The 26,537-nt window shown below is 31.4% G+C and carries 25 protein-coding genes; 1 reads left to right on the forward strand and 24 read right to left on the reverse strand.

What is annotated here, in order from left to right:
- Window positions 1-99 precede the first annotated feature (99 nt).
- Both UF10_RS05335 and UF10_RS05340 read right to left on the reverse strand, forming a co-directional pair.
- Window positions 100-1,800, reverse strand: coding sequence for a DAK2 domain-containing protein (locus UF10_RS05335; protein ID WP_106776800.1), 1,701 nt, complete (start codon window positions 1,798-1,800; stop codon window positions 100-102).
- 15 nt (window positions 1,801-1,815) lie between these two features.
- Window positions 1,816-2,166 (reverse strand): Asp23/Gls24 family envelope stress response protein, encoded by a 351-nt coding sequence (locus UF10_RS05340; RefSeq protein ID WP_106776801.1) that lies wholly within the window; start codon window positions 2,164-2,166, stop codon window positions 1,816-1,818.
- A gap of 212 nt (window positions 2,167-2,378) precedes the next feature.
- On the opposite strand from UF10_RS05340, the gene rpmB reads away from it, so the two are divergent.
- On the forward strand, window positions 2,379-2,567 hold the full coding sequence (gene rpmB, locus UF10_RS05345; RefSeq protein ID WP_106776802.1) for a 50S ribosomal protein L28: 189 nt from the start codon (window positions 2,379-2,381) through the stop codon (window positions 2,565-2,567).
- A 48-nt stretch (window positions 2,568-2,615) separates the two neighbouring features.
- On the opposite strand, the gene UF10_RS05350 is transcribed toward rpmB, so the two are convergent.
- From UF10_RS05350 to UF10_RS05455, 22 genes are all read right to left on the reverse strand, one after another.
- Window positions 2,616-4,868, reverse strand: coding sequence for a sensor histidine kinase (locus UF10_RS05350; protein ID WP_106776803.1), 2,253 nt, complete (start codon window positions 4,866-4,868; stop codon window positions 2,616-2,618).
- Window positions 4,843-5,556, reverse strand: coding sequence for a response regulator transcription factor (locus UF10_RS05355; RefSeq protein WP_106776804.1), 714 nt, complete (start codon window positions 5,554-5,556; stop codon window positions 4,843-4,845). The genes UF10_RS05350 and UF10_RS05355 overlap by 26 nt, the downstream gene beginning before the upstream one ends.
- A 113-nt stretch (window positions 5,557-5,669) precedes the next feature.
- A complete protein-coding gene (locus tag UF10_RS05360) occupies window positions 5,670-6,320 on the reverse strand; it encodes a thiamine diphosphokinase (RefSeq protein WP_106776805.1) in 651 nt (216 codons plus the stop codon).
- A 24-nt stretch (window positions 6,321-6,344) separates the two neighbouring features.
- Entirely contained in the window at window positions 6,345-7,004 is a 660-nt protein-coding gene (gene rpe, locus UF10_RS05365; RefSeq protein ID WP_106776806.1) for a ribulose-phosphate 3-epimerase, read from the reverse strand.
- Window positions 7,005-7,032: 28 nt separating this feature from the next.
- The gene (rsgA, locus tag UF10_RS05370; protein ID WP_106776807.1) at window positions 7,033-7,929 is read right to left on the reverse strand and encodes a ribosome small subunit-dependent GTPase A; all 897 of its coding nucleotides are present in this window, start codon (window positions 7,927-7,929) and stop codon (window positions 7,033-7,035) included.
- Window positions 7,930-8,088: 159 nt separating this feature from the next.
- On the reverse strand, window positions 8,089-8,823 hold the full coding sequence (gene ymfI / locus UF10_RS05375; protein WP_106776808.1) for an elongation factor P 5-aminopentanone reductase: 735 nt from the start codon (window positions 8,821-8,823) through the stop codon (window positions 8,089-8,091).
- 65 nt (window positions 8,824-8,888) lie between these two features.
- On the reverse strand, window positions 8,889-10,823 hold the full coding sequence (gene pknB / locus UF10_RS05380) for a Stk1 family PASTA domain-containing Ser/Thr kinase (RefSeq protein ID WP_106776809.1): 1,935 nt from the start codon (window positions 10,821-10,823) through the stop codon (window positions 8,889-8,891).
- Between the two features lie 12 nt (window positions 10,824-10,835).
- Window positions 10,836-11,588, reverse strand: coding sequence for a Stp1/IreP family PP2C-type Ser/Thr phosphatase (locus UF10_RS05385; RefSeq protein WP_106776810.1), 753 nt, complete (start codon window positions 11,586-11,588; stop codon window positions 10,836-10,838).
- A 19-nt stretch (window positions 11,589-11,607) separates the two neighbouring features.
- Window positions 11,608-12,639: a 23S rRNA (adenine(2503)-C(2))-methyltransferase RlmN gene (gene rlmN, locus UF10_RS05390; protein WP_106776811.1), complete on the reverse strand. Its 1,032-nt coding sequence runs from the start codon at window positions 12,637-12,639 to the stop codon at window positions 11,608-11,610.
- Between the two features lie 22 nt (window positions 12,640-12,661).
- Entirely contained in the window at window positions 12,662-14,029 is a 1,368-nt protein-coding gene (rsmB, locus tag UF10_RS05395) for a 16S rRNA (cytosine(967)-C(5))-methyltransferase RsmB (protein ID WP_330403930.1), read from the reverse strand.
- A gap of 356 nt (window positions 14,030-14,385) precedes the next feature.
- Window positions 14,386-15,075, reverse strand: coding sequence for a zinc metallopeptidase (locus UF10_RS05400; protein ID WP_106776812.1), 690 nt, complete (start codon window positions 15,073-15,075; stop codon window positions 14,386-14,388).
- Between the two features lie 25 nt (window positions 15,076-15,100).
- Complete coding sequence (fmt, locus tag UF10_RS05405) at window positions 15,101-16,030, reverse strand: methionyl-tRNA formyltransferase (protein WP_106776813.1); 930 nt, start codon at window positions 16,028-16,030, stop codon at window positions 15,101-15,103.
- Window positions 16,031-16,051: 21 nt separating this feature from the next.
- Window positions 16,052-16,516: a peptide deformylase gene (gene def / locus UF10_RS05410; protein ID WP_106776814.1), complete on the reverse strand. Its 465-nt coding sequence runs from the start codon at window positions 16,514-16,516 to the stop codon at window positions 16,052-16,054.
- Window positions 16,517-16,624: 108 nt separating this feature from the next.
- A complete protein-coding gene (gene priA / locus UF10_RS05415; RefSeq protein ID WP_106776815.1) occupies window positions 16,625-19,087 on the reverse strand; it encodes a primosomal protein N' in 2,463 nt (820 codons plus the stop codon).
- A 60-nt stretch (window positions 19,088-19,147) separates the two neighbouring features.
- A complete protein-coding gene (gene coaBC / locus UF10_RS05420; protein ID WP_106776908.1) occupies window positions 19,148-20,371 on the reverse strand; it encodes a bifunctional phosphopantothenoylcysteine decarboxylase/phosphopantothenate--cysteine ligase CoaBC in 1,224 nt (407 codons plus the stop codon).
- A 35-nt stretch (window positions 20,372-20,406) separates the two neighbouring features.
- On the reverse strand, window positions 20,407-20,673 hold the full coding sequence (gene rpoZ, locus UF10_RS05425) for a DNA-directed RNA polymerase subunit omega (protein ID WP_106776816.1): 267 nt from the start codon (window positions 20,671-20,673) through the stop codon (window positions 20,407-20,409).
- The gene (gene gmk, locus UF10_RS05430; RefSeq protein WP_106776817.1) at window positions 20,667-21,299 is read right to left on the reverse strand and encodes a guanylate kinase; all 633 of its coding nucleotides are present in this window, start codon (window positions 21,297-21,299) and stop codon (window positions 20,667-20,669) included. The genes rpoZ and gmk overlap by 7 nt, the downstream gene beginning before the upstream one ends.
- A gap of 17 nt (window positions 21,300-21,316) precedes the next feature.
- Window positions 21,317-22,198: a YicC/YloC family endoribonuclease gene (locus UF10_RS05435; RefSeq protein WP_106776818.1), complete on the reverse strand. Its 882-nt coding sequence runs from the start codon at window positions 22,196-22,198 to the stop codon at window positions 21,317-21,319.
- Window positions 22,199-22,257: 59 nt separating this feature from the next.
- The gene (locus UF10_RS05440; RefSeq protein WP_106776819.1) at window positions 22,258-23,085 is read right to left on the reverse strand and encodes an alpha/beta fold hydrolase; all 828 of its coding nucleotides are present in this window, start codon (window positions 23,083-23,085) and stop codon (window positions 22,258-22,260) included.
- A 2-nt stretch (window positions 23,086-23,087) separates the two neighbouring features.
- The gene (locus UF10_RS05445) at window positions 23,088-24,866 is read right to left on the reverse strand and encodes an Rqc2 family fibronectin-binding protein (protein WP_106776820.1); all 1,779 of its coding nucleotides are present in this window, start codon (window positions 24,864-24,866) and stop codon (window positions 23,088-23,090) included.
- A 106-nt stretch (window positions 24,867-24,972) separates the two neighbouring features.
- Window positions 24,973-25,500: a bifunctional pyr operon transcriptional regulator/uracil phosphoribosyltransferase PyrR gene (pyrR, locus tag UF10_RS05450; RefSeq protein ID WP_106776821.1), complete on the reverse strand. Its 528-nt coding sequence runs from the start codon at window positions 25,498-25,500 to the stop codon at window positions 24,973-24,975.
- Window positions 25,501-25,527: 27 nt separating this feature from the next.
- Entirely contained in the window at window positions 25,528-26,502 is a 975-nt protein-coding gene (locus UF10_RS05455) for an RluA family pseudouridine synthase (protein WP_106776822.1), read from the reverse strand.
- Window positions 26,503-26,537: the final 35 nt, after the last annotated feature.

Below are 26,537 nucleotides of genomic sequence, written 5' to 3' on the forward strand. Positions count from 1 at the left end.
TTTCACCTTCTCCCCTTTATATCAATTATTAAATATTAATTATCCACATCAATAATAACAGGCAACTAAGTGCCCTATAAAACAATCTTTATCTATAATCTATTCAACAGATACTAAGTAGTAGTATAGAGGCTGTCCACCATAATATAATTCTACATCAACATCTTCAAATTTTTCCTGAATTAACTCTGCAAATTCTCTTGCACTATCTTCTTCCACGCTCTCACCATAGTATAAAGTTACTATATCTGAGTCGTCATCTATCATATCAGCTATAACATTTTTAGTAACGTCTTCTACACTCTTACCAGATGATATAAGCTTCTTTCCTGTGATGCCTATTACATCTCCTTCTTTGACTTCTATTCCATCCATAATAGTATCTCTTACAGCGTATGTAATTTCACCTGACTTTATATTTTCTAAAGTTTCTGTAAAATTATCCATATTTTGATCTGCTTCTGAATCTGGATCAAATCCTATCAAACATCCTATCCCCTGAGGAATATTTTTTGTAGGAACTACATATATATTCTTTTCAGAAATTTCTTTTGCTTGATTTGCAGCCATAATTACATTTCCATTGTTTGGAAGGATAAATATATTCTCTGCATTAATCATATCTATTGCATTCATAAAATCTTCTGTAGATGGATTCATTGTCTGTCCACCTTCTATTACTATATCTACTCCTAGTTCTTCAAATATTTCTGCTAGACCTCTTCCCATAGTAGTTGTGATAAATCCATATTTCTTCTTATCTTCATTTAGTACGAAACCTTCACTTTTATTTACTAATTCAGTATCAGTTTTCTTTTCTTTTTTCTCAATTTCTTCCTGCTCATCATCAGGTATTATCTGATTTTCGTGCTGAAGTCTCATATTTTCTATTTTGATAGTCAATAACTGACCATATTTAAGTGCTTCTTGAAGTGCATCTCCTGGGTTGTTTGTATGTACGTGAACCTTTACTACTCCATCATATCCTACAACTACTAAGCTATCTCCATACTTAAGCATTAAGTCTCTCATAGTATCTGAGTCGATTTTATCTGACTCCAATATAAATTCTGTACAGTATCCAAACTCTATATCTACACATCTAGCACTTTCGCTTGCAGTCCCAACTCTTTGAACTTCTTTTACTTTTGCTTTTTCTTCCTTGTGTCCTTCTAATTTAATTGGCTGTCCCTTGATAGCCTCAAGCATACCTTCATACAGGCATACTAATCCCTTACCACCAGAGTCTACAACTCCAGCATCTCTTAAGTTTACTAATAAGTCAGGAGTTCTTTCTAAAGATGCATTTGATTCCTTAACTACTAACTCGAAAAATTCTATTATATCCTTGTGCTTCTTTGCATTTTTAACTGCAAAATCACCTGATTCTCTTACAACTGTCAAAACAGTACCTTCAATTGGCTTTATAACGGCCTTATAAGCTGTATCTGATCCTGCCTTTAATGCTTTCGAAAAAGCAATTACATCCAATTCTTTTTTTCCTTCTACTGATTGTGCAATACCTCTTATTATCTGGGACAGTATAACACCTGAGTTTCCTCTAGCCCCCATCAAAGAGCCCTTTGACAGAGCCTTACCTATCTCTTCAATATTATCCTTCTCTAGCTTATCAAGCTCTCTAATTGCAGATGCTATTGTAAGAGACATATTAGTTCCTGTGTCTCCATCAGGAACAGGGAATACATTTAATCTGTCTATCAAATCCTTGTTGTTTTGAAGATGATTAGCACCAGATATAAACATCTCTCTAAATATTTTACCGTCTATAGTTTGTTTCATTCCTTCTCCTCCTGATTATTTGACTCTTATTCCTTGAACACTTACAATAACTTGGTTAACCTTTATACCAGAATAAGTTTCAACTGTGTATTTAATTCTTTCAATAATATTGTTTGCTACAGTAGTTATATTAGTACCGTACTGTAGTATAACAAAGATTTCTATATCTACTTCTTTATCATTCAATTCTACAATATTTACACCCTTAGTTGCATTTTCTCCCTTTAAAAGTTCTACAATACCCTTTGACTTAGATGAGAACCCAACTAAACCGTAGCTTTCAGTAGCTGCTTTATAAGTTAACTGAGCAAGTACATGCTTGTTTATTTCTATCTGTCCTAAATTATTGCTGATTACTGAGCTCATAAACTACCTCCTAATTCATATATAAAATTTAATATCTAAAAGAGATTATCCTTAATCCTTTTAGAACGAATTTTCCACTATTAAATCCTGTACTTTATATTATACAAAAAAATCCGCATTAATGCAATTTTTTACTTGATTTTTTGATTTTACTATGATATGATTAATTATGTTTTTAGGCTTAATATTTTAGTATTAAGGAGGTGTACATAGTGTCAAGAATATGTAGCGTGTGCGGTAAAGGTAAGGTATCTGGAAATAAGGTATCACACTCAAATAAGCATAATAGAAGAACTTGGTCAGCAAACTTAAGAAACGTAAGAGTTGTTGAAGAAGGAACTGCAAAGAGAGTTTCTGTTTGTACAAGATGTTTACGTTCAGGAAAAGTTGAAAGAGCATAGTAATTATTAAATAGGCTGTGGGATTTATTCCACAGCCCTTTTTATGCTTTATTTTCTGAAAGTAATAACCGCCTTAAACAAATCTCCATCCAGATACAAGTCCAAGCTTCCGCCCTGAGCCTCTACATATCCCTTTGCTATAGATAGACCCAGTCCAGATCCTTCAGTGTTTCTAGACTTATCTCCACGTTTAAATCTTTCTAAAATATCATCTACCTCATAATCTATTTCAGTTGCTGAGATATTTTTAAATACTATTTCTACCTGTTTGTTCTCTATATTATTTATTTCGATGTATGCCCTAGTGTTTTCCATTGCATACTTAGAAATATTCACCAATAAATTTTCAAATATCCTATAAGTTTTTTCTCCGTCTAAGTTTAATATAACTTTTTCTTCCGGGAAATCTGTTTTTATGGTGATATTTTTATTTTTCATTCTATCGCCTAGCTCAAATATACTCTGTTTCATCAACTCAACTACATCAATATCATTCATATCTAAACTGATATTTCCCGTTTGTGCCTTAGAAATCTCAAACATATCATCTATTAAAACCTTTAATCTTTCTGATTTTTTATATATAGTGTCTATATACTTTTGTGATTCTTCACTAGTTTCTACTGTTTTCAAGAGATCAGTATAGGTAAGAATTGATGTAAGTGGAGTCTTTAAATCATGGGAAACATTTGATATAAGCTCACTTTTCATCTTCTGACTCTTAATCTCTTCATCAACAGACTTCTTATATGCCTTTTGTATACTTACTAATTGTCTTTTTACCTCTTCGTATACACCTACATTTTTTCCTGTTATATCTTTTTCAAGATTTCCATTTGCTATCTCCTTAGTTAAGTCCAAAAGATTTACATAGTCCTTAGAACCTTGCCTAATTTCACAAGCAACTACTTTAGCAAATATTATAAATACTATTAGGTATACAATCAAAATTACTATCCAAATAGATGGGTCTAGGACAAACACAGACACAACGGATAGAAATCCTAGAGCAACTATAATTATCCCAATTAAAAATAATCTATTGTACCTTTTTTCAAAATCAGTATTTATAAGACTTCGAAAAACTCTTGCTATCTCGCTAAACAAACTAGTAAATAATCTCACAATTAAACTCTTTTGAGACATATACTTTAGTATACCCATTTTAAAAGCCATTTTAACCAAAGATGTACAAATAAATGCCATCAAAAACACTAAAAACCAATATCCTATATTCATTAAATTGACTACTTGCTTTGCTATACCGAGCTTTACACCATTTGCTATAATCAATTTTAATAAATTACCAGTTATCGTTTCTCTTACAATCTTTATCGGAACACTATCGCTTAGTAATGATGAGTATAAAAATACAAATATTGTGAAAATAATTTCAAAAGGAAGCTTATTAAATCTATTTAAGCCTCTAAACCACTTTAGCTTTTCCGTTGGTATTAAAAGTGTAATTACAGCAATAATAAATATCAACACCCTGGCTATAGTTTCTATCATTTTATATGAATTTCTTTCACTTTTATTTATATAGTTACTTACTGAGTCATAACTCGTATAGAAGTTGGCATTAATACTTCTCGGAACTGCATATACAAACTTCATATTTTTAATAGATTCTATTTTGTAGTTAGAAAAATCACTTGAAGGATCTCCATTTATAAAAGACATTTCTCCAATATTTTTATTAGACTCCAAATCTAGAAAATAATTATTCATAGAGTCTTTATTTATTCCATAACACGCCAGCATCTTACCATGCCCTTTGTTATCATATTCAATAACAACATAGTTCATAAAAACTTTTTTAAGTGATTCTATATCAAAATTTTTAAAGTCATAATTGGCTAAGTTATAGCCAGTCTCGGTATTTTCACAATAGTATTTTATATTTCCATAAGAATTTAATAGGAAATCATTTAAGTCATCAAAGCTATTATTAAAAGCATTTTTTATACTATAGCTATCCATTTCACTGGAATAATAATCAACGTTTACATTGTCTACCATAGATTTTATTGTTTCTTCTGATAGAAATAAATCCGATGGTTTTATTAATTTATTTTTTTCTGCCTGATAACTTTTATAATATAGGTAATAATTAGTATTATACAAATCCGATGCATACTCTTCTGATTCAAATGGATTTGATTTATTCTTTTGTACTTTTACTTCGACATAATGATATCTATAAATCATAGTAAATGAAAGTATCAACATCACTACTAGCACAATGAATGTAAATATATTTCTTTTTTTATTTTTAGATTTTATCGACTTTATATCCAACGCCCCACACCACCTTTAGATACTTCGGGTTTTTGGAGTCAAGTTCTATTTTTTCTCTTATATTTCTTATATGAACCATCACTGTATCTGTATTAATAGCACTTTCATTCCATACCTTTTCATAGATTTCTTCTGAAGAAAATACCCTTCCTGGATTTTTCATCAATAGATTTAGTATTTTAAACTCTATCGGAGTTAACTTTACTGGATTGCCATCTATAGATACTAGTTTTGTATTTTCATTTAACTCCAATCCACCTATTACGTAAAGTCCTTCAGTCATTTCATCTTCTTCATTGCTGTCAATTAGATTAAGATATTTCGTATATCTTCTAAGTTGTGAGTTTACCCTAGCTAATAGCTCTAGTGGCTTAAATGGTTTATTTACAAAGTCATCTGCACCTATATTAAGACCCATTATCTTATCCACCTCTTCAGATTTTGCTGAAAGTATAATTACTGGGAAATCATGCTTTTCTCTTAACTTCATTATCATAGTAACGCCATCCATAACTGGCATCATAATATCTACTATTGCAAGATGTATCTCATTTTTTTCTATAATCTTTAGACCTTCTAATCCATTATATGCCTTGTATACCTCATAGCCTTGATTTAATAAGTATATCTCAATGGCATCTGCTATTTCTTTTTCATCCTCTACAACCAATATACTATAAGAATTCATATATGCCTCCCTTCTAAGTTCATAAACACATTTAAATTATAATATTAAAGAATATACATAGTAATCCAAAGATCCACCACATATATTCTTTATTATCTTCTATCTATAATCAGCTACTTTATTTTGACTACCAAAACGCAGCCGTCTCGAACATCTATATGGCAAATATTATCCAACATTACATTCGATATACCTCTAGGGACAGAGTACTCCATATCAAATTCATCTAATGGATACTCTAGATTTCTTAGAGTAACCCCCTTAGCATCCCCCCTAAAAGGTATTACTGATACTAAGTCACCAGGCTTTCCTTCAAGTGTAAGCTCATCATTTTCAAGAATATATACTTCTTCTTTTTCACTTATTATTCTAGGGTAAGCCCCTCTTTTTAATATATAGTGCAAAAGTCCTATATTGCTGATCTCATGATCTATTCTACCACCTAATGCTGCAAATATATCTATGCACATATTTCCACGTTCAATCGCTAAAAGAATGCCTAACTCTGAGTCAGTTTCATTTTTTTTCGATGGGTATTTTGTAAATTCTACTTCTTTACTCTCATAGTAACTTAAAGTCTCTTTGTCTATAGAGTCCAAATCACCAACTATATTGTTGGGTACAATTCCCATTTTATATAGATGATTTGCCCCACCGTCTACGGCTATTATAGTGCTATAATGCTTTGACTCTATTATTTTTTTTAATATATCATAATCTTCAACTTCTCCATTTAAAATCAAACAGGCTCTGTTTGAAGACATAAACTCTCCGTACAATTATATCAACTACTTTCCTTGAGCAGCTTCTCTTAAATCTCTCACTGCCTTATTTATATCATCGTGTCCAAATATAGCTGATCCAGCAACTAAAACATCTGCTCCTGCATCTACTATCTCTTTAATATTTGAAGATTTAACTCCACCATCTATTTCTATTAAAACATCTGGATTTTTTTCTTCTATAAGTGCCTTTAACTCTTTTGTTTTTTCTATAATTTCAGGTATAAACTTCTGTCCACCAAAACCAGGATTTACTGACATAAGAAGAACCATATCAATATCTTTAATTACATGCTTTATAGTAGATATCGGTGTAGCAGGATTAAGAACTACTCCTGCCTTCATTCCATGTGATTTTATATTTTGAATCGTTCTATGAAGATGTGTACATGTTTCTTGATGAACAGTTATAACATCACACCCAACATCTGCTAGAGCTTCTATATAGTCATCTGGATCAGTTATCATAAGGTGAGCATCAAATACCATATCTATATCTTTTCTTATGCTCTTTATAATTGCAGGTCCAAAAGTAATATTTGGCACAAAATGTCCATCCATTACGTCTAAGTGTAAGTACTCACAACCTGCTGCTTCTACCTTTTTACAGTCTTCTAATAAATTGGCAAAGTTTGCCGATAATATCGATGGTGCTAATTTCATAATAATTCCTCCTAATAAAACCTATTTTGGCTTATAACTTTCTTTTAAATTTTCCTTTTAAATTATTTATTTCATCCAAGATATGAAGATAGCTTTCGTACCTTCTCTTAGAAATATTTCCTTCTTCAACAGCTTCTTTTACTCCACATCCAGGCTCATTTTTATGAATACACTTAGATCCAAATCTGCAATCTGCATACTGTCCAAACTCAACAAAATACTCTTGCAACTCTTCTATTTCGATGTTATTTAATTCAAGTGAACTAAACCCTGGTGTATCGGCAATAATAGCATTTTTTCCTATCTTATAAAGTTCTGCATGTCTAGTAGTATGCTTACCTCTGCCTAGCTTTTTTGATATTTCAGCTGTTTCAAGCTTAAAACTAGGATCTATTGCATTTAATATACTTGACTTTCCTACACCAGACTGACCAGCAAATACAGATATAGAGTCTTCCAACTCTTCTATTATCTTATCTATATTTTCGCCTGTAACAGTACTTACAGTAATCACTTTATATCCTATTTTTTCAAATTCTTCTTTTATTGATCTTGTTATTTCACCATCTTTATCTAGGTCAATTTTTGATAGTACTATTACAATCTCTAAATTTTCCTTTTCTGAAAAAATGATAAATTTATCTAATAAGGACATATTTGGACTAGGTTCTTTAATTGAAAATGTAATAATAACTTTTTCAACATTTGCAATCGGTGGTCTAACTAGCTCGGACACTCTTTTATGAATATCTTCTATAACACCCTTCTTTTCATCCTCATCTACTACACTTATAGATACTCTATCTCCTACTAAAGGTGTTATATTCTTTTTTCTAAATAGCCCTCTAGCCTTACATTCGTATAACTGATCTCCTACTTCTACATAGTAAAAACCACTTATGCCTTTTATTATTATCCCTTTCAGCATTATTCCTCCATTTTCTACTAATAATCGTATTTGCATATTTACATATACGCTATTCACATCTATACTACATAATAACATATTAAAGAATTCAATAAAAGATTTAATCTGATACAAATCAAATTTATTTAAATAATACTCTAGACTTAATCTCTAGTATTTTTATATAACAAATCCACCATTTATTCCTATTATTTGACCAGTTATAAAGTCAGCCTTTTCTGATGCCAAAAATAATACCATAGCTGCAACATCTTCTGGATAACCTAACTTCATCAAAGGTGTATCTTCCTTTAGTGCATTTACATCATCTTCTGAAAAAGAACTCATCATATCTGTCATAATAACACCAGGTGCCACAGCATTTACGCTGACTCCTGATGGTCCAACTTCCTTGGCTAGAGCCTTTGTAAATCCTATAACACCTGCCTTTGATGCTGAGTATGCTACCTCACAGCTTCCACCTGTAACACCCCACATAGATGCCAAATTTATTATTTTTCCACTATGATTTGATAACATTACCTTCAAAGCCTCTTTAGAACAAAGAAAAACAGATTTTAAATTTGTGTTTATAAGATCATCCCACTCTTCCTCGCTCATATCTGTTATCAAACCTTCTATACTTACTCCTGCATTATTAACCAGTAAATCTAAATTTCCATATCTCTGTATGCAATAATCAATTAATCCCTTTACCTCATCTCCATTTGAAACATTAGCAGGGTATGTGTCTACCTCACATCCTTCTTCTTCAAGCATTTCTTTTAGTTCTAGGGCACATTTTTCAGACTTATTATAGTTTATTATCACTTTATAATTATTTTTTGCAAGATCTATACATATTTGTCTTCCTATACCTCTAGAACCACCTGTTACTATTGCTATTTTTTTCAATTTATTTACATCCTTTCGCAATCAAAAAGAGTTATCTTTAAAGATAACTCTTTTTAGTTTTTTATTTAGTTTGTGCTTCCAGAATCTCCACCAGTACTTCCACCAGTGTTTCCACCGTCTGTGTTCCCGTCAGTATTTCCACCTGTGTTTCCACCGTCTGTGTTCCCACCAGTATTTCCACCTGTGTTTCCACCGTCTGTGTTTCCGCCAGTATTTCCACCTGCGTTTCCACCGTCTGTGTTTCCGCCGGTATTTCCACCTGTGTTTCCACCGTCTGTGTTTCCGCCAGTATTTCCATCTGTGTTTCCACCAGTATTAGAATTATCTGTATCAGGTATATCAGTGCTTGGAGCATCTTCAACTATGCTTGGACTTTCTTTCTTTGGTCTTTTTCCCTTACTTACTACCAAAGATACTTTTTGTCCTTCATCATTGGATCCACCAATTAAACTTTGACTTAGCACTGTGCCTTCTTCTGCACTATTATATTCATATTTTATATTTCCTAACAAAAGCCCATTGTCGTTAAGTAATTTTTCGGCCTGAGTTAGTTTTAGACCTACTACATTAGGGACTGGTACCTTTGAATTACCCTTACTTACAACAACACCAACTGAGTCTCCCTTTTTAAGCTTTGCACCTGGGCTAGGAGTTTGTGTTATTATTTTGCCCTCACTTACTTGACTACTATACTCTTGTGATTTGACAACTATATTGAGCCCAGTTCCATTGACCGCATTTTGTGCTTGCTCTATAGTCATATTAACTACACTTGGAACTGTAATATCTTCTCCACTTTTACCAGAAAAAGGACTAAATCCAAAATATTTGGCTGCTATAACGCCATAACCTATCAATATCATTATAAGTATAGCTGCTATTATTTTTAATCTCTTTCTTGATTTTGGCGATTCTTTTTTGCTTGCTTTTTTTCTTTCTTTCCTTAACTCTCTTCTTGACTTAGTTGTTTCTTCTTCATCATCATAGTAATCTTCGTCATCATAATAATCTTCATCATCATCGTCATAATAATCTTCATCATCATAATAACCTTCATCAGCATATGAATCTTCTGGACCACCATACATAGCTGGTCTTCTTCCATTAAATAAACTTGGGTCTCTCCTATTCATATCTGTTGTAGCAAAGTTATCATAATCTTTGACATATGGTAAGTCTATATTTTTTTCTACAAACTCTATATCTTCTATTAATTCTTCAGCTGTTTGGTATCTATTTACAGGTTCTTTTTCTGTTAACTTACCTATAATAGTCCTAACACTCTTTGGAATCCTCACTATCTCTTCTTCAGAAAAAGTAACTTCCTCATTAATATGCTTTAAGGCTATTGAAATTGGACTGTCTCCAACAAATGGAACTCTTCCAACTACCATTTCATACATCACTATTCCAAGAGAATAAAGGTCCGCATTACTAGTTAAATGCTTGCCTTTTGCTTGTTCAGGTGAAATATAATGAACAGAGCCTATTACACTCCCCATATTTGTCATAGTAGAGCTAGTTACAGCCTTTGCTATACCAAAGTCAGCAACTTTAACAAGCCTACCATCTTTTGATATCAAAATATTATGTGGCTTTATATCTCTATGAATAATACCACTTCTATGTGCAGCTCCCAAGGCTTGAGCAATCTGCTTAGCTATATCTAAAGCTGTATACTCTTCCAAAGAACCTTCATTTTGTATTATTTCTTTAAGATTTTGACCGTCTACATACTCCATTACTATATAGTGAACCTTGCCATCTTCACCAACATCATAAACATTTACTATATTTGGATGAGATAGACTTGCTACGGCCTCTGCCTCTCTTTTAAACTTCACTAAAAACTCTTGATCGTCTACGTATTCTGGTCTTAATACCTTTACTGCTACTATTCTATTTAACAACTTATCCCTAGCTTGATATACAAAGGCCATTCCACCATCGCCTATTTTTCTAAGGATTTCATATCTATTTCCTAATACTGTCGCTCCCATAATAACACCACCTTACGCCATAACTATTATTACAGTAACATTGTCTTTACCTGAAGAACTATTAGATAAATCTATTAGATCATCGGCTAGAGTGTTGGCATCTTCATCTTTTTCAAATACCTTTTCAATGTCTCTTCTATCCACAGCTCCAGTTAAGCCATCAGTGGCTAATAATAGTCTTTCACCTTCTTCTAACTCTCTGGTAAATATATCCACAACTACTACTGGCTCTGTTCCTACAGCTCTAGTTATCTTATTTCTGTCAGGATGTACTCTTGCTTCTTCTTCTGTAATAATATTGGCCTTTACATATTCTTCTACTATAGAGTGATCTGAAGTTATCTTTTCTAGCTTACCTTCTTTGTTCACCAAATAGCATCTACTATCCCCTACATTTGCTATATATGCTGTTCCCTGATAAAGCACAGCAAGTGTAAGAGTTGTGCCCATTCCTTCATAGGATATGTCTTCCTTAGATTTTTCATATATCATTGAATTCACAGTATTGTATGATTGCTTTATTATATCATCAATATATTCAATCTTTATAGTATCATTTTGTATTAGCTTATCATTAAATAGCTCTATAATATTTTCAACAGCTAGCTGACTAGCTACCTCACCTTTATTATGGCCACCCATTCCATCAGCTATAGCAAAAATACCTACTTCACTATCCTCTCCAACTTCCACAATTTCTCCCTTGCAATAGTCTTCATTATTTTTTCTGACCATTCCTATGTGAGAAGTACATACAAAATCCATAATCTTCCTCCTTCAACTGTTACTTGAACTTTCTTCTTAACTGACCACAGGCACCGCTTATATCTGAGCCCATAGAATTTCTTATAGTAACAGGTATATTCTTTTTATCTAGATAATTTTTAAACCTATTAATATACTCCATATCCGGCTTTTCAAAGTCTCTTTCTTCTATTGGATTGATTGGAATCAAATTGACATGACAAAGCATACCTCTCAATAGTTCTACCAATCTCTTTGCTTCTTTTTCCGAATCATTAGTATCTTTTATTAATGAATATTCAAATGTAACTCTTCTATTTGTCTTTGAAATATAATAATTACATGCATCTATAATTTCTTCTATTGAATATTTATTAGCAACTGGCATTATTTTCTGTCTCTCATCATCAAATGGAGAGTGTAGAGAAATGGCAATATTAATCGGCAACTCAAGATCTGCTAAGTCCATCATCTTATCTACAAGACCGCAAGTGGATAATGTTATATGTCTATAACCTATGTTTAGACCACTCTCTTCATTTACAAGCTTTAAAAATCTCTTTGTGTTTTCAAAGTTATCTAAAGGTTCTCCACTTCCCATCATTACGATATTTGATACTCTTTTTCCTAGATCTTCTTGAACTTTCATTATCTGATCTAGTATTTCCCAAGCTTCCAAGTTTCTTTCCAAACCATCTATTGTTGATGCACAAAATCTACATCCCATTCTACATCCTACTTGATTAGAAACACATACTGTAATTCTGTCTTCATATTCCATAGCCACTGTTTCTATAATATTTCCATCATTTAATAAAAATAAATACTTTTTTGTTTTATCTATTTTTGAATCAAGTCTAAGATCTATATCTATATTTCCTATAATTGACTTTTCTCTTAACTTATCTCTTAATGACTTTGGAATGTTTTTCATCTCATCAAAATCTCTTACATTTTTATATATCCAAGAAAAAATTTGCTTTGCTCTAAACTTTTTTTCTCCAATACTTAGAATAAATTCCTTCATTTCTTCTTCTGTGAGATTTTTTAACACTATCTTCCCTTTATACATTATATCACACCTCTAATACTTTTTAAATTTTTTTCATCTTACAAATAAAGAATCCATCCATATTGTTCTCGTAAGGATATATATTAATGTATCCCTCATCTAATGTTTCCTTATTTATGTCTATATTTTGAATAGATTCTAGTGTGAAGTTTTTATTTTCTTCTAAAAAATTTTTGATTACATCAATATTTTCTTCTTTAAATATTGTGCAAGTAGAGTATATCAAAGTTCCACCGCTTTTTACATAGCTAGATGCATTTTTAAGTATATTCATCTGTATATCTGGCAGATTATTTACATCTTCCTCGCTTTTGTATTTTATTTCTGGTTTTCTTCTTACTATACCAATACCAGAGCAAGGAACATCGCTTAAAACGTAATCAAACTTTTCTACATAATCTTCATTCAAAACTGTAGCATCTGATTTTTCAGATCTAATATTTTTTAGTCCCAATCTCTTGGCATAGCCGTCTATAAGCTTTATTTTATGATCATAAATATCCTGAGATACTACTTCTCCTGTATTGTTCATTATTTCTGCAATATGAGTACTTTTGCCACCTGGAGCTGCACACACATCCAATACCTTTGAACCTTCTTTAGGGTTTAAAACTTTGGCTACCAACATTGAGCTAATATCTTGTATGCTTATATAGCCTTTTCTAAACATAATATTTTTTTCTATATTTTTAAAGTTTTCAACTTCTAGAGCTTCATCAAAGCCATCAACCTTTTTTGCTACTATCTGATCAGCACTTAGATTGCTTATTATAAATTCTAACATATCTTCATAACTTTCGTGTCTATATGCCTTACTTTTATTTATCCTTATATACAGTTTAGGCTTTTCATCTAGCGCCTTTATAATTTTCTTTGTCTTTTCTTTTCCGTGCTCCTCTATCAGTCTATCCACTATCCATTTTTCATATGAGTACTTTATTGCTATATTATCAGATGTATCTTCTTTTATTTTAAATATTTCTTCCTTTTGTCTAGATACATTTCTAAGAATAGCATTTACAAAGCTAGAAGACTTTTTATCTATTTTCTTCATCATATTAACAGACTCATTGATAGCCGCATAGTCAGCAACTCTATCAAGGAAAACTATTTGATATACACCCATTCTTAATATAGTTTTTACTGAATGTTGCATTTTTCTAACCTTTATTTTTGATAGCTTATTAATCATATAGTCAATATATCTTTTATTTTCTATAACACCATACACTAGTTCAGTGACCAAACCTCTATCTCTATCATCTATCTTTTCCTTATCCAAATGGGAATTTAAAGATATATTGGAATAATTTTTATTTATTTCTATATCCATCAATACCTTGTACGCGATTTTTCTTGCCGACATATAATCTCCTTCCAAGATTTTCATATCTTTCTTATTATCTATTCTGTTTTTCAATCTTGCTGTTGCCTACATATGAGTATTTTAATAACTATATATAAGCCAGTATTATCTATTATAACCTATCATTCATATTAAATAATATAAATAGTGAAATTTTCCAAGTCATTTTATGTTTTTTTTATTTAAAGACTTTTATTTATAATTTTATAATTAATTTCCCAGAGTTATATTCCTAATTTTATACAATATATTTTATTTTTTTTATATTAATCTATGTTATTAGCTCTTTTATTTAATTTATTAAAGTATGAAAACAGGCTATCGTTACAACAAACAATATGACTATGTGCATAGCACATAGTCATATTTAATATTTCTTATTAATCATTATTTCTCGCTATCACAACTAATCTAAGTAATTGTAAAATAGCAGAAAGCGCCGCTGCTACATATGTCAATGCCGCTGCCTTCAATACTTTCTTACTTTGATACTTTTCTTCTTGTCCAACAATCCCCAAAGAGTCTAATTGGATTAAAGCTCTTCTTGAAGCATTAAATTCTACAGGAAGAGTTACTAATTGAAACAATACTGTTGCAGAAAATAATACTATTCCTATCCACAGTAAGTTTTTATTTACAAAAAATCCCATTAAAATTATTATCCAAGATGCTGATGATGCAAAGTTTACTGCTGGAACAATCGCACTTCTAATAACTAAAGGAACATAAGATTCCTTGTGTTGAATTGCATGGCCACACTCATGTGCTGCAACTGAAATTGAAGTTATAGAAGTTCCATAATAAACATCTTCAGAGAGATTGATTTTTCTACTCCTTGGATCATAGTGATCCGATAAAGTTCCTCTTACTGGATATATTGCTACAGATGAAAGTCCATTAGAGTCTAGTATTCTCCTTGCAACTTGTTCACCCGTCATTCCCCTTGCAGATCTTACTTTAAAGTATCTACTAGTTACAGAATTGACCTTAAAAGATGCATATGCTGATAATATAATAGCTGGTAATAATATTATCATCGTACTATCCCAATAAAATCCAAATGGATACATAAAATTCACTCCTTATCTAAAAATACTACTTTAAAATTGTTCCCTTCTCAATAGTATTTCCCTTTATATATTCTGACACAGGCATTCTTTTCTTATTTGGCATTTGTAAGTCAATTATTAAAAGTGATTTGCTTCCACAAGAAACTTCTAAACCATCCTTACTAACCCCAATAACTGTACCCGCTAATTCTTTGCTCTCTTTATCTATTACTTTTGTCTTCCAAATTTTCATCTTTCCATAGTCTGAATTACACCAAGCTCCTGGCCAAGGAATTGTTCCTCTAACAAGATTATGTATATCAATTGCATCTTTTGAAAAATCTATATGACCTAAATTTTTATCCATCATAGGTGCATATGTAGACAATGAATCGTCTTGTTTTGTTCTAGTATAGCTGTTATCCTCTATTGACTTGATTGTTTCGCTAAGTACTTTTGCACCTTCTTGCATCATCCAATCATGAAGTTCACCTGCTGTTATTTCATCATCAAGTTCAAACTCCTTTGTCATTATAATATCTCCAGTGTCAAGACCTTCATCCATAAACATAGTTGTGACACCAGTTTTGACATCTCCGTTTATTATCGACCAATTGATCGGAGCTGCCCCTCTTAATTTTGGTAAAAGGGATACATGTACATTTACACATCCATACTTAGGTATTTCTAATAACTCTTTTTTCAAAATTTGTCCATAAGCTATTACGACTATAAGTTCTGGTTCTAGACTTTTTAACTCTTCTATAAACTCTGAGTCTGATGCTTTTTGAGGTTGCATTACTTTTAAACCGTGCTTCAGTGCCACTTCCTTAACTGGTGACATTGCTAACTTTTTACCTCTACCCTTGGGTCTATCTGGCTGTGTAACTACAGCACATACATCATGACCATCAGCTATTATTCTCTCTAGAGAATCTACAGAAATATCTGGTGTTCCCATAAAAATAATACGCATACTACTCACCCTTTTCTTATTTTAATTTATTGTATCTTCTTCTTTTTCTTCATTAACTTTTTCTACAAATAAAACACCTTCTAGGTGGTCTAATTCATGACAAAATGCTCTTGCTAAAAAGCCTTCTCCCTCTAATTCAATTTCTTCTCCAAATCTATTTTGAGCCTTAAGCTTTACATAGTTTGGTCTAGTCACATCACCTATAAAATTTTCTACACTCAAGCAACCTTCAGGATCAGTTTGTTCGCCTGATGATTCAACTATTTCTGGATTGATTAGTTCTATTAGACCTTCTCCAACATCCACTACAACTGCTCTTCTAATAATACCTACCTGAGGTGCTGCAAGTCCTACACCATCATTTTCATACATAGTATCTGCCATATCATCTAGTAAAGTATGTAATCTTTCATTAAAATCTATCACCTTTTTACACTTTTTATTTAAAATTGGATCTCCCATTTTTACTACATTTCTAATTGCCATTTTATCCTCCTTGTTTTTCAATTAATTCAATTATATATTACTACTATATAACTATATTAACATTATTTCTTATATTTTTTAATATTTTTTACAAAATTTATTGTTGCTTTATATAAAGCTATTTGGATTTTGCTCAATACTGATAATAATATCTTCATCAAATATTTCATCAAATTTATTTATGCAAATGTATTTTATCATAGACTTTAATTTTTTTACGTCTATAAAACTATCTTTGACAATAACTTGCCATCTATATTTATCATTTATCTTATTTATAGAACACTCATTTGGCCCTAATATTGAATTTTGAGCCATAATTTCTTGTGATTCCATAAGATACTCGAGTGTCATAAAAAACTTATGGGCATTATCTCGCACCTTTGAATAGTTGACTCCTGAAAAAACAACTCTAATAATATTATTAAATGGTTCATATCCAAATATCTCTCTTATTTTTATCTCATCACTATAAAATCCCTCATAGTCATGTTCTACAGCTCTTTGTATAGCATAGTGTTCTGTGTTATAAGTTTGAAGAATTACATGTCCTTCTTTATCCGCTCTTCCAGCTCTTCCTGATACTTGAGTAATCAATTGAAATGTTGATTCAAAGGCTCTGTAATCTGGATAGTTAAGCATCATATCTGCAGATACAATCCCCACAAGAGTGACGTCCTTAAAGTCATGTCCTTTACTAAGTATCTGTGTGCCTATCAAAATATCGGCTTGATTGGAATTAAATTTATTCAATATATTTTCCAATTCTCCTTTTTTTGATGTAGTATCCTTATCCACTCTTAATATTCTATAATCTGGAAATTCTTCCTTCAAAACTTCTTCAATTTTCTCTGTACCTAAGCCTAGAGAGCTTATATGATTTTTGCCACACTCTGGACAAGTACTTGGAATATCTTTTTCCACTCCACAGTAGTGGCATACTCCCTTATTATTATATTTGTGGTAAGTAAGTGATATATCACACCTGTTACATTTAAATATATACCCACAATCCTTGCAGGTAACAAAATTTGAGTAACCTCTTCTATTTAAAAACAATATTACTTGATTTTTATCTTCAACTGTTCTTTTGACTTCATCTAGTAACCTTTTGCTTAAATCAGACTTATTTCCACTGTGTAGCTCATCTCTCATATCCACCAATTCTATATCTGGTAGCTTCATTTGATTAGCTCTTTTTTCTAGTTTCAGTAATTGATAATCTCCTTTTTTAGCTCTATAATAGTCAGATATAGATGGTGTTGCTGAACCCAACACTACAGATACATTCTGCTTATATGCCATATATCTTGCTACTTCTATAGAGTCATACTTTGGTGTCATCTCTGATTTATAGCTTAGTTCGTGAGCTTCATCAATTACTATTAAGCCTAGCGTTTGAAATGGAAGAAAAAGTGCTGATCTTGTACCTATTACAACCCTTATATTTCCATCTTTTATCTCTCTAAATACATCGTGCTTTTCACCTTCTGATAGCATACTATGAAATACTCCAACTATGCCACCAAATCTATTTCTTACTCTAGCAATTGTCTGTGGAGTAAGAGCAATTTCAGGTACTAAAAATATACTGTCCAAACCTTGATCCAAAGTATACTGAATAAGTTCCAAGTATACTTCTGTTTTACCACTACCAGTCACACCATGAATCAAAAATGGTTTTTTGCTTCCATCTTTTATAGACTCTTTTATATTTTTTAAAACACTTTCTTGTTCTATATTGAGGCTAATCTCTTTATTTTCATAATTTAATTTTGTTTCTATTTTTCTATAATACTTTACTTCATCTACCTTAATTAGTCCTTTAGATTTCAAACTTTTTATAGTACTTCTTGATATATCTAGTATTTCCATCAATGTCTGTTGCTCAGTCTCAGAGTTTATCTTAAGAAAATTTAAAAGAGCCTCTTGCTTGTGACCCAATCTGTATTTATTTTCCAGAATTTTTTTATCTATCTCGGCTTCTTCTCCATTTAAAGAAATATATTTTATAAACTTTTCATTTTTCTTATCTTGGTAAGTCCATACTATTTTTATATATCTCTTTTTTTTCATATCTGAAATTAATTTTTTGCTAAAAACTTCAGATAAAAGCTTATACTCTATAGAATCTCCATTGATATGTATAGTATTTATAAGCTTTTTTTCATTATCTTCTAACTTAAACTCATCTTCTATTCTATCTATCTCAACAATCTTTTTTGTTTCAAAACTATAGCCCTTTGGATAAAATAGATATAGGCAATCTGCATATGTACACATATACCTATTTCTCATCCAAAATATTAGCCTTATATTTTCTTTACTAAGAAAGGGTCTTTCATCTAGTATATCATCTATTTCTTTTATCTTATTAGGATCAAATTTATAGTCTATTAGCTCTTTTTTTAGTCCAACAACTATCGCCTCTGTTGGTTTATTAGAACGACCAAATGGAACACTTACTCTATGACCTATCTTGATTTCTTCCAACATATGAGAAGGCACCTCATATGTAAAAAGCATATCAGCGAATCTTCCCTTAGATCGCAATATCACATCTGTATACACACAAAGCACCTCCTTTAAAAAAGGGAAAAGTATCCACTCTCCCCTTAGAAAACTAATTTATTATTTCTTTTGGCTCAAAATATTTTCTACTCTATCCAATATTACATCTGCAACTTCTGTCTTTAAAAGTTTTGGATATTCACAAACATCGCCATTAGCTCCTATTATTCTAACTATGTTTGTATCTGAGTTAAATCCTGCTCCTGTCTTTGTCAAATCATTAGCTACTATAAAGTCTAAGTTTTTCTTTTTTATTTTCCTTGAAGCATTCTCCAACACATCATTGGTTTCTGCCGCAAATCCAACCAAAACTTTTTCACCCTTTATCTTACCTAACTCTTGAGCTATATCTTTATTTCTAGACAGTTCTATTACAAGATCCCCATCGCTTTTTTTGATTTTTCTATCAGAATAGTTCTTTGGCTTATAATCCGCTACGGCTGCACTTTGTATTACAACATCACATTCAGAAAACTCTGCCAAAATCTCTCTGTAAAGATCATCGGCACTCTCTATTTCTATATATTTATATAATTCCTTTGGTTTTTCTATATTAGTTTTACCTGATAGCAAGATTACATCCGCACCTCTTTTAGCTGCCCTTTGAGCTATTGAATATCCCATCTTTCCACTTGATCTATTCGTTATGTATCTTACAGGGTCAATCGACTCAACAGTAGGACCTGCAGTTACGAGTACCTTTAGACCTTTTAAATCTTTTTTGTCTTCATCTAGCTTAATGCTTTCAAAATAATTTTCAACATACTCTACTATTTTAGAAGTTTCTTCTAACTTGCCTGCTCCCACATCCCCACAAGCCAAAAGTCCTGATGCAGGATTTATAAACTTATATCCATAACTTTTTAGTCTAGATATATTTTCTTTTACAATTGGATTATTGTACATATTACTATTCATTGCAGGGGCTATAACTAGCTGTGAAGTAGTTGCCATAGCAGTAGTTGTAAGCATATCATCAGCTATTCCATTTGCAAGCTTACCTATAAAGTTTGCTGTTGCTGGAACTATCAAAAATAAATCTGCTGCTTTAGCTAGTTCAATATGTTCTACTTCCCAAGTCTTTGGATCTTCAAACATATCATCTATAACAAAATTATTACTTAAAGTCTGAAAAGTCATTGGACATACAAATTCTTTGGCTGACTTTGTCATTATTACATGGATATTTGCACCCAATTTCTTTAGTTTACTCACAACATCACAAGCCTTATATGCTGCAATGCCTCCAGTTACTCCTACAACAATAGTTTTATCATTTAGCATTGTCATCACCGATACATCCTTTACTATTTATTATATTATTCCTGTTCTAAAAGCTTTCTTTCCTGTTCTAGCTTATGTGCTATATCCTTTGCCTTTATCTCTTCGTCTGTAAGCAATCTATAACCTACTTTTCCTTCTATTATTTCTTCACTCGCTATTACCACTGGCTTATCTTTTGGATCAACTTCTATCAAAGGAGCTTCTCCATCTACTATTTCTCTCGCTCTCTTAGATACAGTAGCTATTAAGTAGTACCTATTTTCTATTTTTTCTACTATGTCATTTAATGATGGTTTTAACATTCCTTTATCTCCTTCTCAAACATCTCTAATACTTGTCTCTTATATCTTCCAACTTTATTTTTTTCTGCACCTACTATATTTTTAATATCATCAACTGATTTTTCCACTACATTGTTGAATATAAAATAGTCATAATCACCAATTAATTTAATTTCATTATAGGCACTTCCAAATCTTTTTTCTATTTGTTCTAGTGTTTCTGTCCCTCTTCCAACTATCCTATGTTTTAACTCCAATAGGCTTGGTGGGAGTATAAATATAAAAACAGCTTCAGGATATGCTTTTTTTATTTGCATAGCCCCCTGCATTTCTATTTCTAAAATTACATCATTGCCCTTATCTAACTCATCAAATATAGCCTTGCGCGGCGTTCCGTAATAGTTATCATAAATTTTAGCATACTCCAAGAATTCTTCTTCCTTTATCATACTTTCAAATTCTTGCATACTCTTATAAAAATAATTAACTCCTTCTTTTTCTCCATCCCTAGGTGCTCTAGTCGTTGCAGAAATAGATAATCTCATATGTTCTTTACTTACTTCCATAAGCTCTTTGCATATAGTTCCCTTACCTGCACCACTAGGACCAGAAATCACAAGCAAAAGTCCTCTTTTCTTTATACCCATATATTTCCTCCTCCTAGCTACTCTATATTTTGAATCTGTTCTCTTATTTTTTCTAACTCTGCCTTAACATCTATAACAAGATTCGTTATATCTATGTTTGAAGATTTAGAACCTATAGTATTAACTTCACGATTCATTTCTTGAATTAAAAAGTCCATCTTTCTTCCTATAGTGTCGTCCTTTTTAACTGTATTTCTAAGTTGATTTATATGACTTTTAAATCTTACTATCTCTTCTGTAATATTAGATTTATCTGCATAGATAGCAACTTCTTGAGCTAATCTAGATTCATCTAAAACACTTGGATCTTCTAGAATTTCACTAATCTTACCATTTAGCTTGTCCTTATATTCTTTGACTACACTGTCAGAATATTTTTCAATATCCAAGATAGCTTTTTCTAAAATAACAGTCCTATTTAATATATCTTCTTCCAGCTTTTCACCTTCTAAAGTTCTCATTTCACAAAGTTTTTTCAAAGATATTTCTGTAGCCTCTGACAGCATATCCCATAACAACTCTTCATCCTCTTCAGATTCTGAAGCTGTAATTATATCAGGAAACTTCGCAATATCTGTTACTTTTATATCATCTTCTATATCAAAATCTCTCTTTATCCTTCTTAGAATATCATAGTATTGAGATGCCAACTCATCATCATATTGTAGTTTGACACCAGATGATTTTACTGTCTCAAACTTGATAAATAAATCAATTCTTCCTCTACTTAAATAGTCCTTTACCAATAATCTTAATTTATCTTCTAAAAAAGATATTTTTCTTGGCAATCTAGGATTGATATCTAAGTATTTGTGGTTAATGGCCTTGCATTCTACAGATACATTGTAACTATCGTTTTTGTACTCTCCAATGCCAAAGCCTGTCATACTCTTTGCCATATTCATTCTCCAATTCAATTATATTCTTACCGTACCTTTTATTATAACATAAATATTTATCATTTTATGGTTTTTAAAAATAATTCTAGCTCTCTTGTAAATTTTTTTGCTTTATAATTTACAAAACTATGAGAACTCTTTTCAAACAAACAAGTGTATGTATTTTTGATATTGTTTTCTAAATATTCTACCGTTTCAGGGTTAACCAAAGAGCCTGGAGTTGCAAAAAATAAGGCTGTTGGAATAGTTATTTTTTTTATACTTTCTCTAAAGTCTTCATAGCCTATGGAAAACCACATTGACGTAATTGAATAAAAAGAATTACCTTTTAAATCAATATCAATCAATCTTTTTAAAGCATCATTATTTCTTCCTCTAAGTTCTGGATTAATGTCTAGATACATTTTTAAATACGCCTCAGTCATATCATCAAATTGACCTGCTATACTTTCTAAAAATTCTTTTTCTCCAAATCTTCCACCCATTATTCCATACTTCCACTGACTATCGCTTACAACTTTTGGTGTCATATCACAAATAACTACAGATGATATATTTTCTTCTCCATACATCTCTAGATACTTGTATACTACACAAGCTCCCATAGAGTAACCAACCAAAACTATATCTTTTAAATTTAAATATTCTATTAGCTCTTTTAAATCATTTGCAAGATGCCTTAGTGACATATTTTTATTGACTTTATCTGACCTGCCAAAACCTCTATGATCATACACTATTCTTCTATATCCATCTAAATTTTCAGATGGATACTTGAAATCCTTATGGTCTGATCCCCAAGCATGTAAAAATACTACTGGAGTATCCGCTTTTGATCCAAAATCTTCATAATAAATATTATATCCATAACTATTTTTAAAAAACATTACTACTCTCCTAGTTCTTCAAACTTCTTTATCTTTGCCTTTTCTTCATCTGAAGGCGTTACATATACAGTCTTATTCTTTTCATAAATCACAAGCCCTGGTTTTGCTCCACTAGGTTTTCTTACATTTCTCTTTGTAGTATAGTCTACTGGAACATTTTCAGACATCTTTGCCTTACTATAATAAGCTGCTAGAGTTGCCGCTTCTAATATTTCTTTTTCATCAAACTTCTTTCCACCAACCTTTAAAAGGACATGAGATCCTGGAATATCTTTTGTATGGAACCATAGATCTTCATTATCTGCTAGTCTTAAAGTCAGATAATCATTCTGCTTATTATTTTTTCCAACCATTATAAGATTTCCATTGGAAGATATATATTTCATTATATTTGTTCCAGGCTTATTGTTCTTCTTAGGCATCTTATAGGTCTTAATGTAGCCCTCTCTCATAAGCTCTTCTTTTATCTCTTTTAATTCCTTTTCATTTTCACAGTTTTCTATACTCAAAAGTGTATTTTCTAGATACTGAGCTTCTTCTTCATTTATCGCAATCTGTTTTGTAAGTTCTTCAGTTGCATTTTTAAGCTTATTATACTTTTTAAAATATTTCTGAGCATTCTCTGATGGTGAAAAATGAGCTTTTAACTTTATTTCTATCTCTTCATTATTATCATAAAAGTTAGCTAATTTAATAGACTCCATACCAGGCTTTATCATATAAATAAATGCAGTCAATAATTCACCTTTTACCTTGTATTCATCTGCTTTTTCCGAATCCTTAAGTTCCTTTGCTTGCTTTTCCAACTTATGATTTATACGTTCAAGCTTAAGACTTATATTTTTCTTCATATTTGAAGATTTTTGATTTATTCTTTCTTTCTTATCCTTAATTAAATAATAATCTTCTATAGCCTGAGATATTGTATCTTTTCTTACTTCTGTTAAATCCTCATACTGCTTCAATCTTATAGAGCTAAATTCAATGATTTTATCCCTTTTTTCATCTATTACCACATTTGGATAAATTTTATCCTTTGCTAAATCATCAAAAATTCTATTTATCTCATCTGCTATTTTTTTAGAATCTTCTAGACTTATTTGCTCTATATCTTTAGATTTATCTATACCTACTCTCAAGCATACATCTTTAGCTACTAAAGGTGATATTCCTAGTATATTAGTATATATTGATTTGAAAACTTGTCCTTTTCCACTTTTTATTCTTTCTAAGAGTTCATCTGCATTAATCTTATTTAAAGGGTTCATCTTATCCTGCTCTGGTGGCAACTCATACTCATTTCCAGGAAGAATCTGCCTTACTCTACTGATACTAATAGGCACTCTTTTTATAGAATCCAATATTTTATTCTGATTTTCCATAACCAAAATGATATTACTGTGCTTTCCCATTATTTCAACATAAAGATTTTTTATTGTTTTTTCTTTTAATTCATCGTATGACTCCACAGATATTTTAATTATTCTTTCAAATCCTACCTGCTCAATCCCCACTATTACACCATTTTGTATATGCTTTCTTAATGTCATACAAAATACAGGAGCCTTTTTAGGATTGTTTTTTTCATATTTATCTGCCAAGTATACTCTTGGATTAGATGCACTTGCACTTATTACAAGCTTTTTATTTCCTTCTCTAGATCTTACCTTCAAGCAAATCTCATCTCTTTCAGGTTGATATACTTTATCTATCTTAGATCCATTGAGAATTTCATTTAATTCTCTTGCTAGAGAATTTACTACTATTCCATCAAATGCCATTATCAAAACCGCCTTTTTAAAATCCATCTATTTGATAGTTCTTATTTTATTGTATAACTACTTATATCTTGATTTAATATTTTATTTTACTTAAGCCCACATTTTACTATTCCCAAATAGTAACAGAGCCTTCCTCATCTTCTTGAGAAAATTTAACCTTTACAGACTCATTCTTTGATGTAGGAACATTTTTGCCCACATAGTCTGCCCTAATAGGTAGTTCTCTATGTCCTCTGTCTATTAGTACAGCTAGCTGTATCAATTTTGGTCTGCCATTATCTATAATATAATCCAAAGCTGCCCTGATAGTTCTTCCTGTATAAAGAACATCATCAACCAATACAACTGTTTTATTTTCCACGTCTAGATTGAAGTTTTCATCCATAGTATCTAGCACCTTATCATGAGTAATATCATCTCTATATCTAGTAATATCTATAGAATCACAAGCTATTTTTGTTTCTTCTATTTCACCAATTTTTTCAGCTATTAAATTCGCTAGGGGTGTACCTTTTGTTTCTACACCTATTATATATATATCCTTTACTCCCTTATTTTTCTCTATGATTTCGTGACTAATTCTAGTAATTGCTCTAGACATAGCCTTTTGATCCATTATTTGTGCTTTTTCCATCTTATAGTCTAGCCTCCCAATACGCTTTTATAAATGTCTTATTATATTCAGTGCCTTCTTAAAATAATCAGGCAAATCTGAAGTAAACTCAAGATATTCACCCGTTGTCGGATGTATGAAACCTAATTTTCTAGCGTGTAACATCTGACCTTCTAAATGAGCAAACTTTTTGATTGGATATCCGTATATATTGTCTCCTATTATCGGATGTTTTAAGTAACTTGAGTGAACTCTTATTTGGTGGGTCCTTCCTGTTTCTAAAGTTGCCTTCATATATGTAAATCCAGAAAGATCTTCCAAAACTTCAAAATGAGTTACAGCTCTTTTTCCACCACTTTTAATTACAGACATCTTTAATCTATTTTTAGGATTTCTACCTATCAATGTATCTACAGTCTTTTTATCCCAGTCTACTCTTCCTGAGCAAATCATTTCATACTCTCTTGTAATTGAGTGAACTGCAAACTGTTCTGCCAATTTTTTATGGGCATTGTTGTTTTTTGCAACGACCAATAGCCCTGAAGTATTCTTGTCTATTCTATGTACTATCCCCGGTCTAATCACACCATTTATAGAAGATAACTTACCTTTACAATGATACATTATTGCATTTACTAATGTTTTATCTGGATTTCCTGGGGCTGGATGCACTACCATTCCTTGGGGCTTATTTACTATTAATAAGTCATCATCCTCATAAACAATCTCTATATCTATATCCTGTGCCTCTATTAACAACTCTTTTGGCTCAGGCATAGCCACTGTAACCAAATCTCCAGTACTCACCTTATAACTTGCCTTTTCCTTTTTTGAGTTTACTAAAATTCTATTTTCTTTTATTAACTTTTGTATATTACTTCTCGAAATATCTGTATATTGCTCAGATGTGAAAAGATCCAATCTTTTACCATCCCAATCCGCTTCTACAACAAATCCATCCACTTCCTCTGCAAAGGGATTTGATGCATCTATATTTTCCTTATCGTCTATTTTAAATTCCATAAATTATATTTTTCTGCTTATAGTTGAATATCTTT

Source organism: Peptostreptococcus russellii, from assembly GCF_003012055.1.
In the GTDB taxonomy this organism is placed as follows: Bacteria; Bacillota; Clostridia; order Peptostreptococcales; family Peptostreptococcaceae; genus Peptostreptococcus; species Peptostreptococcus russellii.

Excerpts from the sequence above, each read along its gene's own strand:
- pyrR (WP_106776821.1), bottom strand. The coding sequence starts at position 25,500 with ATGGAAAAAGCACAAATAATGGATCAAAAGGCTATGTCTAGAGCAATT.
- rsgA (WP_106776807.1), bottom strand. The coding sequence starts at position 7,929 with ATGCTGAAAGGGATAATAATAAAAGGCATAAGTGGTTTTTACTATGTA.
- def (WP_106776814.1), bottom strand. The coding sequence starts at position 16,516 with ATGGCAATTAGAAATGTAGTAAAAATGGGAGATCCAATTTTAAATAAA.
- rsmB (WP_330403930.1), bottom strand. The coding sequence starts at position 14,029 with ATGAAAATCTTGGAAGGAGATTATATGTCGGCAAGAAAAATCGCGTAC.
- UF10_RS05355 (WP_106776804.1), bottom strand. The coding sequence starts at position 5,556 with ATGAATTCTTATAGTATATTGGTTGTAGAGGATGAAAAAGAAATAGCA.
- fmt (WP_106776813.1), bottom strand. The coding sequence starts at position 16,030 with ATGCGTATTATTTTTATGGGAACACCAGATATTTCTGTAGATTCTCTA.
- UF10_RS05455 (WP_106776822.1), bottom strand. The coding sequence starts at position 26,502 with ATGGAATTTAAAATAGACGATAAGGAAAATATAGATGCATCAAATCCC.
- rlmN (WP_106776811.1), bottom strand. The coding sequence starts at position 12,639 with ATGTATAAAGGGAAGATAGTGTTAAAAAATCTCACAGAAGAAGAAATG.
- UF10_RS05385 (WP_106776810.1), bottom strand. The coding sequence starts at position 11,588 with ATGGATTTTGTATGTACTTCTCACATAGGAATGGTCAGAAAAAATAAT.
- coaBC (WP_106776908.1), bottom strand. The coding sequence starts at position 20,371 with ATGCTAAATGATAAAACTATTGTTGTAGGAGTAACTGGAGGCATTGCA.
- rpoZ (WP_106776816.1), bottom strand. The coding sequence starts at position 20,673 with ATGTTAAAACCATCATTAAATGACATAGTAGAAAAAATAGAAAATAGG.
- gmk (WP_106776817.1), bottom strand. The coding sequence starts at position 21,299 with ATGGGTATAAAGAAAAGAGGACTTTTGCTTGTGATTTCTGGTCCTAGT.
- UF10_RS05400 (WP_106776812.1), bottom strand. The coding sequence starts at position 15,075 with ATGTATCCATTTGGATTTTATTGGGATAGTACGATGATAATATTATTA.
- UF10_RS05340 (WP_106776801.1), bottom strand. The coding sequence starts at position 2,166 with ATGAGCTCAGTAATCAGCAATAATTTAGGACAGATAGAAATAAACAAG.
- UF10_RS05445 (WP_106776820.1), bottom strand. The coding sequence starts at position 24,866 with ATGGCATTTGATGGAATAGTAGTAAATTCTCTAGCAAGAGAATTAAAT.
- UF10_RS05440 (WP_106776819.1), bottom strand. The coding sequence starts at position 23,085 with ATGTTTTTTAAAAATAGTTATGGATATAATATTTATTATGAAGATTTT.
- pknB (WP_106776809.1), bottom strand. The coding sequence starts at position 10,823 with ATGGGAGCGACAGTATTAGGAAATAGATATGAAATCCTTAGAAAAATA.
- UF10_RS05435 (WP_106776818.1), bottom strand. The coding sequence starts at position 22,198 with ATGGCAAAGAGTATGACAGGCTTTGGCATTGGAGAGTACAAAAACGAT.
- UF10_RS05360 (WP_106776805.1), bottom strand. The coding sequence starts at position 6,320 with ATGTCTTCAAACAGAGCCTGTTTGATTTTAAATGGAGAAGTTGAAGAT.
- UF10_RS05335 (WP_106776800.1), bottom strand. The coding sequence starts at position 1,800 with ATGAAACAAACTATAGACGGTAAAATATTTAGAGAGATGTTTATATCT.